The sequence below is a fragment of the Martinezella tropici genome, assembly GCF_003287875.1.
Taxonomy (GTDB): Bacteria; Pseudomonadota; Alphaproteobacteria; order Rhizobiales; family Rhizobiaceae; genus Rhizobium; species Rhizobium tropici_C.
Genome location: NZ_QMKK01000046.1, coordinates 68,174 through 85,463, shown reverse-complemented (window position 1 = coordinate 85,463; position 17,290 = coordinate 68,174). Strand labels below are relative to the sequence as shown.

Annotated in this window: 21 protein-coding genes; 14 read left to right on the top strand and 7 right to left on the bottom strand. The window is 60.4% G+C overall.

Annotation, left to right across the window (positions count from 1 at the left end; translation table 11 throughout):
* Nucleotides 1-155 precede the first annotated feature (155 nt).
* Both DQ393_RS20520 and DQ393_RS20515 read left to right on the top strand, forming a co-directional pair.
* Nucleotides 156-977, top strand: a complete 822-nt coding sequence (locus DQ393_RS20520) for an AraC family transcriptional regulator (protein WP_112343569.1) — start codon at nt 156-158, stop codon at nt 975-977.
* A 146-nt stretch (nt 978-1,123) separates the two neighbouring features.
* On the top strand, nt 1,124-1,816 hold the full coding sequence (locus DQ393_RS20515; RefSeq protein ID WP_112343831.1) for an O-methyltransferase: 693 nt from the start codon (nt 1,124-1,126) through the stop codon (nt 1,814-1,816).
* A gap of 229 nt (nt 1,817-2,045) precedes the next feature.
* Here the strand turns inward: DQ393_RS20515 and DQ393_RS20510 are convergent, their stop codons facing one another.
* Both DQ393_RS20510 and DQ393_RS20505 read right to left on the bottom strand, forming a co-directional pair.
* Nucleotides 2,046-2,486, bottom strand: coding sequence for a hypothetical protein (locus DQ393_RS20510; protein ID WP_112343568.1), 441 nt, complete (start codon nt 2,484-2,486; stop codon nt 2,046-2,048).
* Between the two features lie 233 nt (nt 2,487-2,719).
* The gene (locus tag DQ393_RS20505; protein ID WP_112343567.1) at nt 2,720-3,631 is read right to left on the bottom strand and encodes a LysR family transcriptional regulator; all 912 of its coding nucleotides are present in this window, start codon (nt 3,629-3,631) and stop codon (nt 2,720-2,722) included.
* Between the two features lie 134 nt (nt 3,632-3,765).
* On the opposite strand from DQ393_RS20505, the gene DQ393_RS20500 reads away from it, so the two are divergent.
* The 3 genes from DQ393_RS20500 (at nt 3,766) to DQ393_RS20490 (ending at nt 5,299) form a co-directional block, all read left to right on the top strand.
* A complete protein-coding gene (locus tag DQ393_RS20500) occupies nt 3,766-4,107 on the top strand; it encodes a hypothetical protein (RefSeq protein WP_181592395.1) in 342 nt (113 codons plus the stop codon).
* Nucleotides 4,108-4,155: 48 nt separating this feature from the next.
* A complete protein-coding gene (locus DQ393_RS20495; RefSeq protein WP_112343566.1) occupies nt 4,156-4,659 on the top strand; it encodes a hypothetical protein in 504 nt (167 codons plus the stop codon).
* 88 nt (nt 4,660-4,747) lie between these two features.
* Nucleotides 4,748-5,299, top strand: a complete 552-nt coding sequence (locus tag DQ393_RS20490; protein ID WP_112343565.1) for a GNAT family N-acetyltransferase — start codon at nt 4,748-4,750, stop codon at nt 5,297-5,299.
* Nucleotides 5,300-5,335: 36 nt separating this feature from the next.
* Here DQ393_RS20490 and DQ393_RS20485 read toward each other — a convergent pair whose 3' ends face one another.
* Nucleotides 5,336-5,899, bottom strand: a complete 564-nt coding sequence (locus DQ393_RS20485; RefSeq protein ID WP_112343829.1) for a methylated-DNA--[protein]-cysteine S-methyltransferase — start codon at nt 5,897-5,899, stop codon at nt 5,336-5,338.
* 139 nt (nt 5,900-6,038) lie between these two features.
* A complete protein-coding gene (locus DQ393_RS33495; protein WP_162737052.1) occupies nt 6,039-6,176 on the bottom strand; it encodes a hypothetical protein in 138 nt (45 codons plus the stop codon).
* 229 nt (nt 6,177-6,405) lie between these two features.
* On the opposite strand from DQ393_RS33495, the gene DQ393_RS20480 reads away from it, so the two are divergent.
* Nucleotides 6,406-7,017 carry a 2'-5' RNA ligase family protein gene (locus DQ393_RS20480; RefSeq protein ID WP_112343564.1) on the top strand — a complete coding sequence of 204 codons (612 nt, stop codon included), beginning with the start codon at nt 6,406-6,408 and terminating at the stop codon, nt 7,015-7,017.
* Nucleotides 7,018-7,026: 9 nt separating this feature from the next.
* Here DQ393_RS20480 and DQ393_RS20475 read toward each other — a convergent pair whose 3' ends face one another.
* Nucleotides 7,027-8,679, bottom strand: a complete 1,653-nt coding sequence (locus tag DQ393_RS20475; RefSeq protein ID WP_112343563.1) for a SulP family inorganic anion transporter — start codon at nt 8,677-8,679, stop codon at nt 7,027-7,029.
* Between the two features lie 89 nt (nt 8,680-8,768).
* Nucleotides 8,769-9,716, bottom strand: a complete 948-nt coding sequence (locus DQ393_RS20470) for a LysR family transcriptional regulator (protein WP_245430414.1) — start codon at nt 9,714-9,716, stop codon at nt 8,769-8,771.
* Between the two features lie 25 nt (nt 9,717-9,741).
* Between DQ393_RS20470 and DQ393_RS20465 the strand changes: the two genes are divergently transcribed.
* The 3 genes from DQ393_RS20465 to DQ393_RS20455 all read left to right on the top strand — a co-directional run bounded on the left by DQ393_RS20465 (nt 9,742) and on the right by DQ393_RS20455 (nt 13,340).
* Nucleotides 9,742-10,716: a quinone oxidoreductase family protein gene (locus DQ393_RS20465; protein WP_112343562.1), complete on the top strand. Its 975-nt coding sequence runs from the start codon at nt 9,742-9,744 to the stop codon at nt 10,714-10,716.
* A 260-nt stretch (nt 10,717-10,976) separates the two neighbouring features.
* Nucleotides 10,977-12,158 (top strand): MFS transporter, encoded by a 1,182-nt coding sequence (locus DQ393_RS20460; protein ID WP_112343827.1) that lies wholly within the window; start codon nt 10,977-10,979, stop codon nt 12,156-12,158.
* 120 nt (nt 12,159-12,278) lie between these two features.
* Nucleotides 12,279-13,340 (top strand): succinylglutamate desuccinylase/aspartoacylase domain-containing protein, encoded by a 1,062-nt coding sequence (locus DQ393_RS20455; RefSeq protein WP_112343561.1) that lies wholly within the window; start codon nt 12,279-12,281, stop codon nt 13,338-13,340.
* A gap of 290 nt (nt 13,341-13,630) precedes the next feature.
* Here DQ393_RS20455 and DQ393_RS20450 read toward each other — a convergent pair whose 3' ends face one another.
* Nucleotides 13,631-14,152, bottom strand: coding sequence for a MarR family winged helix-turn-helix transcriptional regulator (locus DQ393_RS20450; protein ID WP_112343560.1), 522 nt, complete (start codon nt 14,150-14,152; stop codon nt 13,631-13,633).
* 155 nt (nt 14,153-14,307) lie between these two features.
* Here DQ393_RS20450 and DQ393_RS20445 point away from each other — a divergent pair, with 155 nt between their 5' ends.
* The 5 genes from DQ393_RS20445 to DQ393_RS20425 all read left to right on the top strand — a co-directional run bounded on the left by DQ393_RS20445 (nt 14,308) and on the right by DQ393_RS20425 (nt 17,215).
* On the top strand, nt 14,308-14,661 hold the full coding sequence (locus tag DQ393_RS20445; protein ID WP_112343826.1) for an ArsC family reductase: 354 nt from the start codon (nt 14,308-14,310) through the stop codon (nt 14,659-14,661).
* A gap of 49 nt (nt 14,662-14,710) precedes the next feature.
* Nucleotides 14,711-15,136, top strand: a complete 426-nt coding sequence (locus tag DQ393_RS20440; protein WP_112343559.1) for a putative toxin-antitoxin system toxin component, PIN family — start codon at nt 14,711-14,713, stop codon at nt 15,134-15,136.
* 1 nt (nt 15,137) lies between these two features.
* Entirely contained in the window at nt 15,138-15,365 is a 228-nt protein-coding gene (locus DQ393_RS20435) for a toxin-antitoxin system HicB family antitoxin (protein WP_112343558.1), read from the top strand.
* 26 nt (nt 15,366-15,391) lie between these two features.
* Nucleotides 15,392-15,865: a Cys-tRNA(Pro) deacylase gene (ybaK, locus tag DQ393_RS20430; RefSeq protein ID WP_112343557.1), complete on the top strand. Its 474-nt coding sequence runs from the start codon at nt 15,392-15,394 to the stop codon at nt 15,863-15,865.
* Nucleotides 15,866-15,961: 96 nt separating this feature from the next.
* Complete coding sequence (locus tag DQ393_RS20425; protein ID WP_112343556.1) at nt 15,962-17,215, top strand: aminopeptidase; 1,254 nt, start codon at nt 15,962-15,964, stop codon at nt 17,213-17,215.
* The last annotated feature ends 75 nt before the right edge of the window (nt 17,216-17,290 follow it).

The following is a 17,290-nucleotide window of genomic DNA, read 5'->3' as shown; positions in this document are numbered from 1 at the left end:
ATCGACAGAATTCTGCTTCGAATTCAAGCGTGCGAATTCCTGACGGATCGCGGTGGTTTGAGCCGTCGCGCTCGGATCTGCCCGCATTGAAAATCGCAATTGCAGACTGATATTGTCCAATCCAGCCAACTTCCCTCGAATCGATTGTCACGCACATGCCATTCTATCGTGCCAAGGAAAACGACCTCGACTTTGCCGATGGTGTCGATTTCGCTCCCGATGATGTTCCCCGCGCGGTCGTCGCCCTCGGCGGCTACATGGTCACGAAGAGCATGGAGTTGGCCATGCACAAGCATCGGAAAGCCGAGCTTATTTTGACCTTGCGGGGCGTTGTCAGATGCGAAGCCGATCAGGGCGTCTGGATCGTGCCGCCGCGTTGTGCGGTGTGGATTCCCGACAACGTCTCACACAGCGTGATCATGGCCGGAAATGTCGAGGTCTACGTCCTTTATGTCGAAACGGGTGCGGTGCCGGCGCTGCCCCGGCATTGCTGCACGCTGTCGATCTCGCCATTGCTGGAGCGTTTGCTGCTGCATGTCACCGAGATGCCTGTGCTGTACGATATCGACGGTGCCGACGGCCGCATCGCCACCGTGCTTCTCGATCAATTGTCACTGGCGCCCGTCGAGAAGCTGAACTTCCCGATGCCCGCAGATGCGAAGCTGCGGAAGATTGCCGCCGCGATGATGACCGATCCCTCCGACCGCGCGACGATCGAGGAGTGGGCTCAGCGCATGACCGTCGCCCCGCGGACCTTGACCCGTACCCTGAAACGCGAAACCGGCATGAGCTTCGGCCGTTGGCGCCAGCAGCTCCACATCCTTCTTGCCCTGCAATGGCTCGACCAGGGCGCGTCGGTCCAGACCGTGGCGCTTGATCTCGGCTACGAAGGCGCCAGCGCCTTCGTCACCATGTTCCGCAAGACCCTGGGCAAGCCGCCCGCGCGGTATCTGGCGGACCGCCGCATCGCCTCCTGATCGCTGTCTTCGTACCATCCCAGGGATTGACCAGAAATCGCAATATATTGTCCTGTTTGCGGAATGCGGTCAGGCGATGATTTCGTATGCTGGCTCCGAGACACAGCGCCGATGCCTCGGCTGCGCATTTCAAAGGAGCCCGAAACATGGATTCACTCAGCAACGGCCCGATCGCGGACGTTCTTCAACGTCTTCATCAGGAAGCGGACGCGGCGGATGCTCCGCTGATGCAGACCTTCGAGAGCAACGCCAGCACTGTCGAACAGGCGATGACCCAGGTTATCGAGGCGGAAACCAGGGATATGGCGGGGCTCTATCACGGTTACGCCGATAATTTCCTTAGCGTCTCCCCGGAGTTCGGGCACTTTCTCTATATGTCCGCACGAAGCTGCAAAGCGAAGCGCATCGTGGAATTCGGCTCCTCGATGGGAATTTCGGCCATCTATATGGCGGCAGCGCTGCATGATATGGGCGGCGGTGCCCTGATCGGCACCGAGCTCGAACCCAGCAAGGGCGAGCGGGCAAAGGCGAACCTCATGGCCGCGGGGCTGGCCGACCTGGTCGAGTTTCGGATCGGCGATGCGCGGGAAACCTTGAAGCCCAGCGTCGGCGGCGACATTGACATGGTACTGCTCGATGGCGCCTTCACCCTCTATCTTCCGATCTTGAAGCTGCTGGAGCCTCATCTGAAACCTGGCGCTATCATCATCGGCGAAAATGCGTTCGCGGAGGCGGGTGGCTACATCGACTATGTCCGCGATCCTCGGAACGGTTATCTCTCACTCTCGCTGTCGCTCGATCCGGGACGCGGTAATGAGCTCACTGTCAGGACGAAATGATCGGCGCAGACACCGACGCCGGAACTGCCGGCGTTACATCTGCGCTGATCAAAACCAAGGCATATCGAGCGCGAGGCAAGGTCGATTGGATTTCGATGCGTTCTGAGGTCAAGAAACAATGGGACGGGAATAGAGCACGACCAGCGCTCCGCACGTAATTTTCCTGGACGTGCCGATCGCCAATTCAGCAAATCGGGCCCGTCCAGGGGAGTGGCGAGCTAAGTGGCCCTTACTTTACCCGGATGCTCATGCCGCTGATATCGGCGTTGACTTGCAGGCCGACCTGCCGGCCTGTCAGTTCGAGCTGGGCACCCTTATCATTGGTCATGACGATCATCTGGGCGCCCTTGCCGACGGCGCCGCCGCCGCCCGCTGCACCATAGACGCCGCTGACATCCTGGGCGCGGCGAATGTGGCGCACGGTACCGCTGAAATAGGTCTTGGAAGCACCAAAGGCGAGGCCGCCCGAGATGCCGCCGATCGAGATGGGATAGCGCCGGCCATGGAAGGTCAGCGTGCCCTCCCCTCCGGAACCACCGACGAAGAAAGCCGCCTTGTAGACGGCAAAACGGATCGTGCCGCTGTCGGCATGCGCAGCGCTGGCAAAGCCAATTCCCGCAGCGGCAATGGCGGCCACCGCGACTGAACGAAATCCGGACGAAATCTTCATAGTGAGATACTCCTCAAGAGCGCCGCTTAACCCAGCCGGCCGGGTACGACGTCAACGTCGCATCAAAGTTCAAGATAAACGATCTCGCACGACCTTTAGTTCCGAAGCAAGGCAATAACAAAGCGTTAGAACCTATCCAAATAGCCGGAAGGAAAGGTGAGGGATGGCGCTACCTTCCATCCAGGAAGACCACGGATATTGCATGACGTCTTCCTTTCTCGATGCCGCGCAACCTAAGGTTTTCGGCGCTTGATGTGGTCAACGAAGGCTCGCAGTTTCGGCATCATTTGATGGCGGCTGGGATAGTACAGAAACATGCCCGGCACCATGGGTGCGAATGGCTCCAGAACACGCACGAGCTTGCCTGCTTTGACCAGGCTCGCCGCGATCGGCTCGGGCACTTGCGCGAGCCCCATATCTTCCGCTGCCGCACCAAGAATGGTGGGAAAATCGTGGGCGATCAGCGGGCCGGAGACGATCGCTTCGATCGACTTGTTGTTGTCGACAAAGGACCAGGGCGCGATCGACGCGTTTGAGCGGCGCATGCGCAGGCAGGCATGCCGACGCAGATCGTCGATACGCTCCGGCCTTCCCTGCCGGCGCAGATATTCGGGGCTGCCGACGACCACGAAGGGGAAAGGCGGCGTCAGCCGAACCGCAACCATATCCGCGGCGATGAACTGGCCGAACCGGATGCCCGCATCGAACCCTTCGGCGGCGATATCGACAAGGTCCGCGCTGGCGGCGATCTCCACCTCGATCTCGGGGTAGACTTGGCAAAAGGATGCGATCAGCGGCTCCAGCAGGATCGGCACCACCGCCTGCGGCACCGTGAGGCGCAACAGTCCGGCGGGTCGCTGTCCAAGGTCGCGCGCGCCATGGCTGGCGGCAATGAGCTCCTCGAAAGCCGGCTTTGCGCGGGCGTGAAATCGCTCGCCGGCCTCGCTTAGGCTGACACTGCGCGTCGTGCGGATGAAAAGTGCCGCGCCGATGCGCGCCTCGAGCGCTCGCACCGCCTGGCTGATCGCCGATGGGGTTACCCCGAGCGCTGCGGCCGCTTTGCGAAAACTGCGGTGCTGGGCGACACTCAGGAAGGCCTCGACGCCATCGAGGGCTCCCTGTCTGACTGTGAAGTTCTGCTTCATAACTCGTCGACATTATCGAGAATAGTCGCTCGTGAAAAGCGGACTTATGTTTGCGTTATGTTCAGGACGTCGCCGAAACGAGACCGTGAAAGCGATCAGCCTCTTCCTGACTCACTCTCACAGGAGCTGCTTCCATGACCCATCCAACCGCTGACCTGGCACAGGCCGTCTCGCCGGCAACCACAGGGGTAATGATCATCCTTACCGTGAAGGCGGGCGTCACACGCGAACAAGTCATGAGCGTCATGCCGGCTGAAATCCGGCAGACGGTCCTGCTCTATCTCAGCGGGAAGATTCGTGAATGGTATTCGCGGGGCGACGGACGTGGAGCCATCTTCCTGCTGGATTCCAGGGACGTCGCCGAGGCGCAGGCAATCATGGAGGACCTGCCCTTAGCCAGGCAAAATCTCATGGATCACGAATACATCGCAATCGGCCCGCTTTTGCCGCTCCGCCTGCTCATGGCCAATCCCTAAGCACCCGCAGATGTCGAAACATGTCCGCAAACATAAAGGAATCCCAGCATGCCACCGGACCTCAATCTTCCATTCGTTCTCAGCGTTGCCGGCGCCTTCCTGACGAGTTCGGTTGTGGCTTACGTCTATGTCTGGCCTGCGATACGTGCAGTGCCGCGCTATGAGGCGTTGAGACTTCTCGCGGCTTTCCATGCGTTCAGGTTCCTGGGGATGAACTTTCTGGTATCCGGATTCGTATCTTCGGAGTTGAGTTCAGATTTCGCCTATCAGGTTGGATGGGGTGATCTCATCGCAGCCGTTCTCGCGCTTGTTTCAATGGCCGCACTTTCCTGGCGGTGGCCGATCGCTATTCCTATTGTCTGGATATTCAATATCTGGGGAACCATGGATCTTCTGAACGCCTACTACATGGGCATAACGAGGGTCGGAAATCCCGGCCTCTTTGGCGCCGGCCTTTATATACCCGCGCTTTTCGTGCCATTGCTGCTTGTCAACCATGGTCTCGCCTTCACAATTCTATGGCGGAAGAGAGCATTGGAACGAGCGGCATGATTTCGTGTATGAGTAAAAATAACCGACGCAAGGTCTGGCCGGACGCCTGCAGCAGATTTCCCGATGCCGAACCCAAAGAGTGACCTGAATGAAACCCACGCTCTCGCCGCCGCGACTGGAAACCGAACGGCTCATTCTCACGGGTCATACGCTCGATGATTTCGAACCGCTTGCCGGCATGTGGAGCGACCCTCTGGTCGTGAAGCATATTTTCGGCAATGTCGTATCCACCTCCAGGGAGTCATGGATGCGGATACTGTCCTATCACGGCCTCTGGCCGCTGCTGGGACATGGCTACTGGGCAATCCGTGAGAAATCGTCAGGCCGATATGCAGGCGATCTCGGTTTTGCCGATTTTCATCGGGTGATGGAGCCGCCGATCAAGGGTATTCCCGAGGCCGGCTGGGCTTTGGCGGCATGGGCGCACGGCAAGGGCTTTGCCACGGAGGCGCTTGCCGCCGCCCTCGCCTGGCTCGACGAGCAGCCGCGGTTCGAGCGCAGCGTCTGTCTGATTTCGCCCGATAACAGGGCCTCGATCCGAGTCGCCGAAAAAGTCGGCTATGGCGATCCGATGCCAATGCGCCTCAATGACAAGCAGACGCTGTTGTTTTCCCGAGCCCGTCAGGGGCCGAAGGAATAAGGCGAGCAGCTTTAGCCGTACACCCAATCGTCCGGCTCAAAACGCCAGCGACTGCTGCACCGGCTTCGGTGGTGCCAGCTGGACGCCTTCCAGCTCCAGCATGCGAGCCTTGGAGTTGGAGCCGCCCGGCGCGGAAAAGCCGCCGATCTTGCCGCCCGCAGCCAGAACGCGATGGCAGGGGATGATCAGCGCCACCGGGTTCTTGGCCATGGCCTGCCCGACATCGCGCGCGGCTTCCGGCCCTGCGCCAAGCTGCTTGGCCAAAGTTCCATAGGTTGTCGTGTGACCCCAGCCGACCTGCCGGGCGGCGGCGTAGATCTGCGTGAAAAAAGCATCCTGATCGCCGAGGTCGAGCGCGACATCGGAAAAGTCGATCTTCTCACCGGCAAAATAGCGCTTCACCTTGGCGACCACTCCCGCAATCTCCGGCGTCGGCGTGCCGGGCTGCGCATTCGACAGGCGCCGGCGCAGCAGGCGTTCGGTTGCCGCCGCATCCTTCGTCGGCAATTGAAAGCGCAGCACGCCGACATCATTCCAGGCGATGCCGCAAAAGCCGCCGGCGGTTTCGAAGATCAGGTAATTCTGCCTTGTCTCATTCATGACGAAAGCTCCTGTGTTTCCACTTGTCATGAAAATCGTCTTCGGAGGCGTCGAATTCAACCCGATTCTTGCGAAGATCGGCAATTGCCACTGCTTTAACGACAGCGGGGTGGCTTCAAGGCGATTGCGAGCTGAAGGATCAATATCCACCGCCAGTCGGAGGCGCGTTCAGCGTCATGCCGCCGCCGGAATTATGATCGCCCGACGTGGAGCAAGCGGAAATGCCGAGCCCGATGACGGCGAGAAATAAGGCTGAAAAGATGGCTCTGGTAAACATGGACGGTCATTCCCTGTTGGAGAGAATGGAGAATAAGCCTCGCTTGGAATGAACAGATCAGGCCTGCATTTTATTCGATCCGCATTTTTAACGTGAGGATTGCAGAATTTTGGAATCGCGATTCCGCCATATGTTCTTGCTTTGTTCTTGAAATCGTAGCCATCGAGTCATATGCTTTCGAGATCGGAAAACAAAAGGAGGCAAAGCCAAGCCAGCTTTGAATGAAGCCATGCAACACATGGATCAGTTGTCATTTGATCTCGGCAAACCGCCAATTAATCGCAAGGGCAAAAGCCCGCCAAAGCGCCGGCAAGCTCTCTACTTTGCGGCGTTGCCGGACCCGGAAATCGCTAAATTGACTGCTGAAATGACCGTCGACCAAAGTCGTCGAAACGGGTTGACGCGCATAGCGAGAAAGCATGATCTCTACCATGCTACCATCTATGCCATCGATATTGTCTCCCGCTCACAAGAGGAAGCCACCTTCGCTGCATTGGAGGCCGGGTCAACCATCTGCCTAAAATCGTTTCCCTTGATATTCGATCGGGCGGGCACATTCGGCAACGGCAACAATCGTCAATATGTACTCTGGTGCAGGGAAGGAAATGAGGGGCTAACGACACTTCGTCGGGAATTGGATGCTGCCATGCAAAGCATGGGCTTTGAAAGCCGCATATCCAGCTCGTTCCAACCCCATATGACGCTGTTCTATTGCGACCGCATTCTTCCCGAAGTGAGGTTAGACAAGCCCGTCGCCTGGACAGTGAAAACGTTCACGCTGGTCAACAGCTTCCAGGGCGCCGGCGAACACGGCCATGTCTGGCACTGGCCATTGTTCTAAATCTGGCGCTTACGGTTTTGGAACAGGTTCAACGGTTGCCGAAGACGCCATCACCGCAGCCACCGCATCATCGACACTGAAGCTGCAGCGGTGCTCGACGTCGGCAACACCTGCGGCCGTCATGAGATCGCGGACGCGATCATGCACACGGGCAAACTGGACGCGCAGACCCCTGCGCTGCATGGCGCTGTCGAATTCCATGAGGGCGTCCATCGCCGTACTGTCGATATCGGAGCTTTCCTCCAGGCTGAGGATAACCGCCCGCAAACCGGTTTCACCGCCGGTGCCCGACAGGATCTCGCCGAAGATCGTATCGGCGTTGCCGAAAAACAGGGTCTCACCGGGGCGCCAGATGGCAATGCCCGGTATCTCCGAGGCATCGTCATGCCTGCCGATATCGACGAAGTCATGGCTGTCGTTCAGCCGGCCTAAGCGCGCGATATAAGGCGAGGCCAGGCGATGCATCATGGCGGCGAGCGAAAGGGCGATCGCCAGCAGCATGCCATTGAGGACGCCGAAGGCCAGCACGCCGATGGCCGCGCCCAGCGCCACGTAGAAATCGCGATGCAGGCGGCGCAGGCGCAGGATCGGACTGGGGTCGAGTGCATGCGTCAGGGCCGCGATCACGACGGCGGCCAGCACCGGCTCAGGCAGAAGCGCAACGAGCGGCCCGGCACAGGCAATCAGGATCGCAAGACCGATCGCGGCAAAGACGGTGGTCGCCCGCGTCTTCGCCCCGGCCGCCTCGCTGGCAAAACCGGCGGAAAAGCCCGCACCAACCGGCATGCCCTGGACAACGGCGCTGGCGATGTTGGCGGCGCCGAGCGCACGAAGCTCACGGTTGACTTCCAGCGTCTCGCCGTAGCGCAGCGCCAAGGCTCGCATCGTGCCCCAGGATTCGGCAAAGAGGATGAGGACGAGCGGCACGGTGAACTGCACCAGACGCGAATAGGCGGCCCAGCCAGCATCCGGCAGCGACGGCCATTGCGGCAGGATCTCGATAGGGCCGACCAGCTTGACGCCGTAGTCCTCAAGGCCAAAGAGGTAGGAGGCGAGGATACCGGCGGCGAGCACGAGAAAGGCGCCGGGAACGCCCGGCAGCCGTTTCAGCAGCAGCAATGCCGCCAGCGCAACAACGCCGACGGCAAGGCTGAGTGGATTCCACTGCAGGATCGCGCCGAAGAGTGCTGCGGCATAGGTGAGAATGTTCGAACCTTGCACGGGCACGCCGACCATGATCGGCAGCTGATGCAGGATGATGGTGATCGCCAGCCCGAGCGCGAAGCCGCGCAGGACCGGCCGCGAGATGAAACCGGTGATGCCGCCGAGGCGCAAGGCGCCGGCAACGGCGAACAGAATGCCGGCAAGCGCCACGGCAACCGTGGCAAGGCCCGCCTTGATCGTGGCATCGCCCGGCACCACCGCCAAGGTGGCGGCAAGAATGGCGGCCGACGAGGATGTGGGGGAGACGATGGCAAAGCGGCTGCGGCCGAATATGGCATAGACCAGGCATCCGGCAATGCCGGCCAGAATGGCCCGATGCGGCGGCAAGCCGGCAATGCCCGCATAAGCAACCGCTTCAGGCAGCATCAGGCCTGCAACCGATATGCCCGCGACGAGATCCGCCCTGCCCATCACGAACCAACTGCCCAGCTTCGTCATCGATCACCGACCGTAGGTATGACCCACCTATCTAATGGATAGAGATTCGCCGCCGGCCTGCAATAGGAAAATGCAGTCTAAACCTGGCCTTAGCCGGCTGTCTCCGCACCGCCACGTAACGGGCAGCTTCGGCCGATGATGTCGCTGACGAAATCCATTACTGCGCGAATGGCCGGCGAACGGCGCAGATCAGGATAGGTCACGAGCCAGAGGTCCCGCGTCGGTGAGGGAACCGCGACCGGCAGGCGCGTCAGCCCCGCTTCGCTATCACCCAGAAAGGCTGGAAGCGCCACGACGCCGAGGCCGGCGCGGGCCGCCTCGAGCTGGCCGAAGACATCGGTGGCGCGAAACACGATCGGGCGGCCATCCAGCAGACTTCGAAGCCAGGTCTGCTGCGTCAGATGCTCCATCGCCGCATCGTAACCGATGAAAACCCACTCCTCCTCGGGTCTTTGTGCGACGGCCGGGATGGCGTAGAGGCCGAAGCGCATGACTCCGATACGGCGGACCAGGAGATCGCTCTCCTCCGGCCGCGTCATGCGCACGGCGATATCAGCCTCTCCGTAGTTGAGCGCGGCGCGGCGGGTGACGCCGGCAATCGTCAAGGTGATGTCCGGATGCTCTTCACGAAAGAGAGCCGATTTCGGCGCGAGAAGATGGGCGGCGATGGACGGCGGCGCGCTGACCTTGACCGCAGCGGAGAGCCCGGCAACGGCGCTCTTCGAATAGCGCCTGATCGCTTCGACATTCTCCTCCATTCCCGTCACCAGTTCGGCAATGGCGCGGCCATCGGCCGTCAGCGGCGAGGTGCGCGGCCGCCGATCGATCAGGCGCAAATCGAGCGAACGCTCCAACGCGGCAATACGGCGACCAACCGTTGCGTGATCCACCCCAAGCTCCCGCGCCGCGGCGGAAAGCGAACCGGTTCGTGCCAGGGCGGCGAAATGAAGAAGGTCCTGCCAGTCGATCATCGGTGCATTATTGCACAGATGCGGTGAGTTCATACCGAATTTATTCAGGCCGATGTTTGTGGTCAAAGATCTCCCGAAAGGAGACTTCAGCATGCCCCTAGCGATTGCCATTACCGGCCCCGGCGGCCCCGAAGCCATGAAAGCCGTCGATCTCCCCGTCACCGAACCAGGCCCCGGCCAGGCTCGGATCCGCCAAAGCATCTCAGGCGTGAATTTCGTCGATATCTATGTCCGGTCCGGGCTCTATCCGCTGCCGCCCGGCCAGAGCGTGCTCGGTTTCGAGGGCGCGGGCGTCGTCGAGGCGCTAGGCCCCGGCGTCAACGACCTGAAGGTGGGCGACCGCGTCGCCTATATCGGCCATCCGCTCGGCAGCTATGCCGAGGTGCGCACGCTTTCGGCCACCCGGCTGGTGAAATTGCCCGATGGCGTCAGCGAGCGGGTTGCCGGCAGCACGATGCTGCGCGGCCTGACGGCGCAAATGGTGCTGCAGAAGGCCTATCCCGTGAAAGCCGGCGAATGGGTGCTGGTCCACGCCGGAGCGGGCGGTCTCGGCCAGCTCGTCACGCGCCTTGCCAAGCGACTTGGCGCGAATGTCATCGCGACGGTCGGCTCCGAAGCCAAGGCCGGCTTCGCCTACGAAGCAGGCGCCGATGTGGTTCTCCTGCACACATCAGAGGATTGGGTTGAGGAAACCCGCCGCATCGCCGATCGCCGCGGCGTGCATCTCGCCGTCGACGGCATCGGCGGCACCATGCTGTCGCAGACGTTTGCCGCCGTCCGTCCTTTCGGAATGGTCGCAAGCCTCGGCCAGGCGGCCGGCCCCATTCCGCCGATCCAGATAGAGGAGCTGACGGCGCCCAGAGCCATTGGCCTATCTCGCCCGAGCGTATTGACCTATGCCAACGATCCCGAGCTCTACCGCCAGGGCACAACCGCGCTGATGGCGGCGCTGCAGGACGGGCTCATCAACCCGATCGGCGCCGAATACGAGCTGAAGGATGCGGCAAGAGCCCATGCCGATCTCGAGGCGGGACGAACGACGGCGAGTGTCGTCTTGACGATGTGACGCCTTTCAAGCGGGGCCAGCAAACCGGCCCCGCTTACACAATGCTTGGCTTCGGCTCGCACGCACAATCAATTCATCCCGTCAATCGCTTTTGCTGCAAGGCAGCAATTCGTTGACCGCGGCTGCTGTTGCCTGATACCGGTTATCGTCAGCGATGCACGGCTCTCCGGCCGCCACCGTCATGGCTATCCGATACCAAACCCCGTTCCTTCGTGGCAAACAGCATGGACATCGTCATCGATGTCCGCAGGCGATATCCCGTGAACACTGCCTCCGAGACCATCCGGTCCACCTCCACCCTATCCCTCCTCTCAATCGTCGCGCTGACATTCTTCGGCTATGCCGCCATCGGTCTTCCGCTTGCGGTTCTGCCCACCTATGTCGACAGCGGCCTCGGTTTCGGCGTCGTCTGGGCCGGCATCGCCGTCAGTACGCAATATGTCGCGACCATCGTCAGCCGGGCGCAGGTCGGACGGCTCTGCGATCAATATGGACCGCGCCGCTCGGTCTTTCTCGGGTTCCTCGCCTATGGGCTTTCCGGCGCACTGACGATCGCCTCTACGTTTACTGTCCATGTTCCGACGGCGAGCCTTGCCCTTCTGCTGGCCGGCCGGCTGGCGCTCGGCATCGGCGAAAGCTGGGTGAGCACCGCGGCGATCACCTGGGCGATCGGCCTGATGGGATCGCGCGAAACAGTCCGCATCATCTCCTGGAACGGCATCGCCACCTATGGCGGCATTGCACTCGCAGCTCCGTTCGGCGCCTGGCTGCAGGGGCAATACGGCTTCTTCGCCATCGGTGCCGTCACCATCATTCTTGCGGTTGCCGGGTTCTTGCTGGCGCAGACCCGCCCACCCGTTCCAGGCGTGAAGGAAAAGGGCATCGGCACCGGCCAAGTCTTGAGCCGTGTGGCGCCATACGGCGTCGCGCTTGCGCTCGCCTCCAGCGGCTTCGGCGTCGTCATGGCCTTCGTCGCGCTGTTTTTCCATAGCCGCAACTGGGACGGCGCCTCGTTCGCCCTGAGTGCTTTCGGCATCGCCTTCATGGGCGTGCGCCTGGGTCTTGCGCAGGCAGTCGCCCGCTTCGGCGGTCTGCCGCTGGTGCGCATCTCGCTTGTCATCGAGATCATCGGCTTGGCGGCGCTTGCCCTTGCGCCCTCCCCAACCGTTGCCATCATCGGCGCGGCTCTCGCCGGCGCCGGCTTCGCGCCCGTCTTTCCAGCGCTCGGCAACGAGGCCATGGAACGTATCCCACCACAGAACCGCGGCGTCGCGCTCGGGCTCTATTCGATCTTCCTCGACGTGTCGCTTGGGAGCACCGGCCCGATCGCCGGCCTGTTCGCCGATCATCTCGGCTATGCCGCCCCCTTCTCCTTCGGGGTTGGCGCGGTCCTACTCAGCCTGATCCTGAGTTCCTGCCTGCGCAGAAATCGCAATCTCTGAAGCCATTTTCGCCGCTCGTCCCAATCCTTGTTCCCGTGCGCAACGACAAATGGTTGCGGCTTGCGGTCGAGGCTTGGTATGCGTCTCTCATTATAATGATAATGCGCAGGAGGACCGCCCATGAACGTTACCGAAATTGTCATCGAAGGCGACACTCCAGGAATTGCCTGGCGACTGCCGGTTCTGCATTTTGCCGGCAACAAGGCCGATGCGCCGAAAACCTACATTCAGGCGGCATTACATGCCGGGGAGCTGCCCGGCACGGCGCTGGTTCATTTCCTCTGTGAGCGGCTTCGGAAAGCGGAAGCCGAAGGCGCCATTCTAAGCGATATCATCGTCGTGCCGCATGCCAATCCGATCGGCGCGGCGCAATCGCATTTCGGCGAGATGCAGGGCCGTTTCGACCTGGGCTCGCGCACCAACTTCAACCGTGACTTCCCGCTGATTTCGCTGCGCGACCGCGATCTCCTCATCGAGAATCTGGAACGCTATCCGGCCGTCGATCGGCTGAAGCGCCAGCTGATCCACATGGCGCTGGGTGCCGATCTGGTGATCGATCTGCATTGCGACGATGAATCCCTGCAATATGCCTATATTGACGAGGCCTTCTGGCCGGAGGCGGCAGACCTTGCAACCGCCTTGAAAACGGATGCCGTGCTGCTGTCGGATGGCGAAAGCTCGGCCTTCGAAGAGGCGGTCAGTTTCGCGTGGAAATATCAAGTACCCGGTGAAAAGAAGGTGAAACTGCCGGGCAAGCTTTCGGTGACGGTCGAGTTGCGCGGCACCCGCGATGTCTATCCCGAGATGGCAAAGGAAGATGCCGCAGGGCTCTGGCGCTTCCTGGCCGCGCGTGGCGCAGTGCAGGACGAAAGCGTGACGCTCGCCGGGTTCGATGGCCCGGCCGTGCCGCTCGACAATGTCGAGATGATCCGTGCACCACAAGCCGGCACCGTGCTTTTCCATCGCAATATCGGCGAGCGGGTCGAAGAGGGTGACCTGCTGGCGACCATCATCACCAAGCCCGGCATGCCGGACGGGACTATCGATGTCCGCGCGCCACAGGCAGGCCTGATCGTGACCCGTGTTTCGGACCGGCTGGTGCGTCGGCGCGGCGATCTGATGAAGATCGGCTCGGACAGACCAAGCTCCGTCGCCCGCAAGCCGGGAACACTCGAGGATTGATTTCCTTTAGCGACGATCGATCACCTTGCAGCGCACGGTGAAGGCGATCGCCGCTGATTCCCGCAGAAGGGCACCCAAATAGCGAATGTGACACCGCGCGCCAGCAAGGAACGCACGTACCATATTCGTTAGCCGGGCAAACATTGAACGATTTTCCATCACGATCATGCCTCCGATCGAGTTGATGCAGGCAATGTTCAGATCATCGAAGGCAGCAATTACCGCCCTTCAAAATATATGTATGCAGACTGCATATATATGATGAAAATGTCAAGGCCCCTATCCCGGGCCTATTTCATGAAGGCAATCGGGCAACGATCCTGGTCGCAAACGCCTTGATCACAAACGCGGCAGACCACATCCTGGTCATCGCCGAGATCGACCAAGGCCGGAAGCAGCTTCTCGACCAAGCGGCCGAACTCGGCCGTCTCCTCCGGACTGAGAACGCCAAAAGCCCGATGAATGACGGCCCGGCGGGCGGAGAGGCATCTATCAAAGAGCAGGCGGCCTTTTTCTGTCAGCTGCAGCGCGCGGGCTCGCTTGTCTCCCTCGACGCCGCCGCCCCGCAGCACGAGGCCGGACGCCACCAGCTGATCGACCAGGCGCACCGTGGCGGAATGGGAGAGCGCGATCATCCGCCGCAGGCTCTCGATCGTCAGGCCCGTCTCGGTGCCGATCTGAACGATGGCGGCAACGGCGCTTGGTCCAAGGCCGGTTTCATCGGCGAAAGCCTTCTCCATCTTGTCCACCAGAGCAAGGCTCGTGGCGCCAAAGAGGTTTTCCAGCCGCAATATTTCCTTGTCCGTCGCCATGCTTCCAACCCGCACCATAAGTATGCATGCTGCATATTTATGCGATTATCGCTGGCAACTGCAACGGGCGAGAGAACTGCTTGCGCATCCGAGCGGCTTTCATCCGCCTTAATCCGCATGCTATGCGCTATCAGACAGCAAAAGATGGATTCGATATGACGATCACCATTTACGGCATCAAGAACTGCGACACGATGAAGAAGGCCCGCACCTGGCTCGAAAACCATGGCATTGCCTATGATTTCCACGACTACAAGGCCGTCGGCATCGACAGGGATCATCTGGAGCGCTGGACGAAGGAAGCCGGTTGGGAAGTCGTCCTCAACCGCGCCGGCACGACATTCAAGGCCCTGCCGGAAGCGGATCGCACCGATCTTTCGAAAGACAAGGCCATTCAGCTGATGATGGCGCAGCCCTCGATGATCAAGCGTCCGGTGCTGGAAGCGGACGGCAAATTGCTCATCGGCTTCAAGCCGGATGTTTATGCGGCCGCATTCGGCAAGGCATAATCAGCCGCCACATCCTTGAATTTGATAGCGTATATGCTATCAAATTCCCATGAAGGTTGTCCTTGACACTAACATTTTCGTTTCTGCGATCATGAACGCTGATGGCGCGCCGCGACAGGTCATCCGCCTCTGTCTTGAAGAACGCCTGATTCCGCTGATCAGCAACGCTTTGTTTGCCGAATACGAAGATGTTTGCGGAAGAGATGTTCTTTTCGATGATCGGTTCATCTCAAAAGAAGAGCGCATCACGCTGCTCGATGCGTTCCTTTCAAGCTGCGTGTGGACTCCCATATATTACTTATGGCGTCCAAACTTGCGCGACGAAGGAGACAATCATTTGGTTGAACTCGCGGTTGGTGGCGGCGCTTCAGCGCTGATAACAGCAAACAAGAAAGATTTCGCTCAAGCGGAATTGCTATTTCCGCAGTTGGAAATTCATACAGCAGGTGAATTCCTTATTCGAAGGAAGCTTTGACATGAGCACGCTGACAATTCGCCTTCCAAACGATCAGCACGAACGGCTGAAGGCTCTTGCGGCATCTCGCGGCACGAGTCTCAACAAGCTTTTCGAAGAACTGACCACCAAAGCACTTACAGAGTTCGATGCCGAGACACGGTTTCGGCTCAGGGCAGCCAAAGGTGACAAAGCTCGCGGTTTAGACATTCTCGAAAAGCTCGATCGTGCTCATTCCCAACGCACTTAAAACCGGACGCCGGGAAATATTGCCTCATGTCGAAAACCACCCGCGCCACGCAAGTGCTGGCCCAGGCGAAAGTCGCCTTCACCGTGCATGCCTATGACTACGATCCGAATGCGGAGCGTGTCGGCCTGCAGGCGGCGGAGGCGCTGGGCGAGGAGCCACATCGCGTGCTGAAGACGCTGATGGCGGAGGTGGACGGCAAGCCTGTCTGCGCCGTCGTGCCCTCGGATCACGAAGTCAGCATGAAGAAGCTCGCCGCGGCCTTCGGCGGCAAGTCGGCGGCCATGATGAAGCCCGCCGATGCCGAGCGTCTGACGGGCTATCATGTCGGCGGCATCAGCCCCTTCGGCCAGAAGAAGCTTGTGCCGACGGCCATAGAGGCGCAGGCTATGACCGAAGCCTACGTCTATATCAACGGCGGCCAGCGCGGGCTGCAGGTGCGTCTCAGTCCGCAGGATGCATTGGCTGCTCTGAAGGCCAAAGCTGCGCCGCTGATCGCCTGACGATCTCCCGAGGTCGGACAAAGCGCCTTCAATTTTGCCGCAAACCGGTCTAAGTCTTCAGACCATTCTTTCGATATCAGCCAAGCAGGTTCTGCCATGACATCAGCCTCCCCCCACCAATATCCCGTCGATCACGCCAAGCTGGAAAAGCTTGCGGAAGTAGCCGTAAGGGTCGGGTTGCAGTTGCAGGCAGGTCAGGATCTGCTGATGACGGCGCCGGTGGCGGCGATGCCGCTGGTGCGGCTGATCACGCGTGAGGCCTACAAGGCCGGCGCTGGTCTCGTCTCCACCTTCTATTCGGACGAAGAGACGACGCTTGCCCGTTACGAATACGGCCAGGATGCAAGCTTCGACCGCGCAGCGACATGGCTTTACGAGGGCATGGCCAAGGCTTTCTCCAACAATACGGCCCGCCTCGCCATCGCCGGCGACAATCCGATGCTGCTTTCCAACCAGGACCCGAACAAGGTGGCACGCGCAAACCGCGCCAATTCGGCCGCCTACAAGCCGGCGCTGGAAAAGATCTCGAATTTCGACACCAACTGGAACATCGTCTCCTATCCGAACGTCTCCTGGGCGAAGCTGGTCTTCCCGAATGATCCGGAAGCGATCGCAGTCGCCAAGCTCGCCAAGGCGATCTTCTCGGCCTCGCGTGTCGACGTCGAAGATCCGATCGCGGCATGGGCGGAGCACAATGCCAATCTGCACAAGCGTTCGGCATGGATGAACGGCCAGCGCTTTTCCGCCCTGCATTTCCAGGGACCGGGCACGGATCTGACCGTCGGCCTGGCGGATGGCCATGAATGGCACGGCGGCGCTTCCACTGCCAAAAACGGCATCACCTGCAACCCGAATATCCCGACGGAAGAGGTCTTCACCACGCCGCATGCGCTGCGCGTCGAAGGCCATGTTTCCTCCACCAAGCCACTGTCGCATCAGGGCACGCTCATCGACAATATCCAGGTGCGCTTCGAAGGCGGCCGGATCATCGAAGCCAAGGCGACGCGTGGCGAGGAAGTGCTGAACAAGGTGCTCGACACCGACGAAGGCGCCCGCCGGCTCGGCGAAGTGGCGCTGGTGCCGCATTCCTCGCCGATTTCAGCGAGCGGCATCCTGTTCTACAACACGCTCTTCGACGAAAATGCCTCCTGCCACATCGCGCTTGGCCAGTGCTATTCCAAGTGCTTCATCGACGGCGCCAAGCTCAGCCCTGAACAGATCAAGGCACAGGGCGGCAATTCCAGCCTTATCCATATCGATTGGATGATCGGCTCCGACAAGGTCGATATCGATGGCATCAATGCGGATGGCTCGCGCGTGCCCGTCATGCGCAAGGGCGAGTGGGCCTGACGAGGTCCCGACACTCTGAATGCAATCATCCCGCGGTATCCCTGCCGCGGCATCTTTTTTGGCTGGAAACGTGGA

Excerpts from the sequence above, each read along its gene's own strand:
- DQ393_RS20485 (WP_112343829.1), bottom strand. The coding sequence starts at position 5,899 with ATGAATGAGACAAGGCAGAATTACCTGATCTTCGAAACCGCCGGCGGC.
- DQ393_RS20445 (WP_112343826.1), top strand. The coding sequence starts at position 14,308 with ATGACGATCACCATTTACGGCATCAAGAACTGCGACACGATGAAGAAG.
- DQ393_RS20465 (WP_112343562.1), top strand. The coding sequence starts at position 9,742 with ATGCCCCTAGCGATTGCCATTACCGGCCCCGGCGGCCCCGAAGCCATG.
- DQ393_RS20490 (WP_112343565.1), top strand. The coding sequence starts at position 4,748 with ATGAAACCCACGCTCTCGCCGCCGCGACTGGAAACCGAACGGCTCATT.
- DQ393_RS20425 (WP_112343556.1), top strand. The coding sequence starts at position 15,962 with ATGACATCAGCCTCCCCCCACCAATATCCCGTCGATCACGCCAAGCTG.
- DQ393_RS20480 (WP_112343564.1), top strand. The coding sequence starts at position 6,406 with ATGCAACACATGGATCAGTTGTCATTTGATCTCGGCAAACCGCCAATT.
- DQ393_RS20435 (WP_112343558.1), top strand. The coding sequence starts at position 15,138 with ATGAGCACGCTGACAATTCGCCTTCCAAACGATCAGCACGAACGGCTG.
- DQ393_RS33495 (WP_162737052.1), bottom strand. The coding sequence starts at position 6,176 with ATGTTTACCAGAGCCATCTTTTCAGCCTTATTTCTCGCCGTCATCGGG.
- DQ393_RS20475 (WP_112343563.1), bottom strand. The coding sequence starts at position 8,679 with ATGACGAAGCTGGGCAGTTGGTTCGTGATGGGCAGGGCGGATCTCGTC.
- DQ393_RS20450 (WP_112343560.1), bottom strand. The coding sequence starts at position 14,152 with ATGGCGACGGACAAGGAAATATTGCGGCTGGAAAACCTCTTTGGCGCC.
- DQ393_RS20510 (WP_112343568.1), bottom strand. The coding sequence starts at position 2,486 with ATGAAGATTTCGTCCGGATTTCGTTCAGTCGCGGTGGCCGCCATTGCC.
- DQ393_RS20500 (WP_181592395.1), top strand. The coding sequence starts at position 3,766 with ATGACCCATCCAACCGCTGACCTGGCACAGGCCGTCTCGCCGGCAACC.
- DQ393_RS20520 (WP_112343569.1), top strand. The coding sequence starts at position 156 with ATGCCATTCTATCGTGCCAAGGAAAACGACCTCGACTTTGCCGATGGT.
- DQ393_RS20505 (WP_112343567.1), bottom strand. The coding sequence starts at position 3,631 with ATGAAGCAGAACTTCACAGTCAGACAGGGAGCCCTCGATGGCGTCGAG.
- DQ393_RS20515 (WP_112343831.1), top strand. The coding sequence starts at position 1,124 with ATGGATTCACTCAGCAACGGCCCGATCGCGGACGTTCTTCAACGTCTT.
- DQ393_RS20455 (WP_112343561.1), top strand. The coding sequence starts at position 12,279 with ATGAACGTTACCGAAATTGTCATCGAAGGCGACACTCCAGGAATTGCC.
- DQ393_RS20440 (WP_112343559.1), top strand. The coding sequence starts at position 14,711 with ATGAAGGTTGTCCTTGACACTAACATTTTCGTTTCTGCGATCATGAAC.
- ybaK (WP_112343557.1), top strand. The coding sequence starts at position 15,392 with ATGTCGAAAACCACCCGCGCCACGCAAGTGCTGGCCCAGGCGAAAGTC.
- DQ393_RS20495 (WP_112343566.1), top strand. The coding sequence starts at position 4,156 with ATGCCACCGGACCTCAATCTTCCATTCGTTCTCAGCGTTGCCGGCGCC.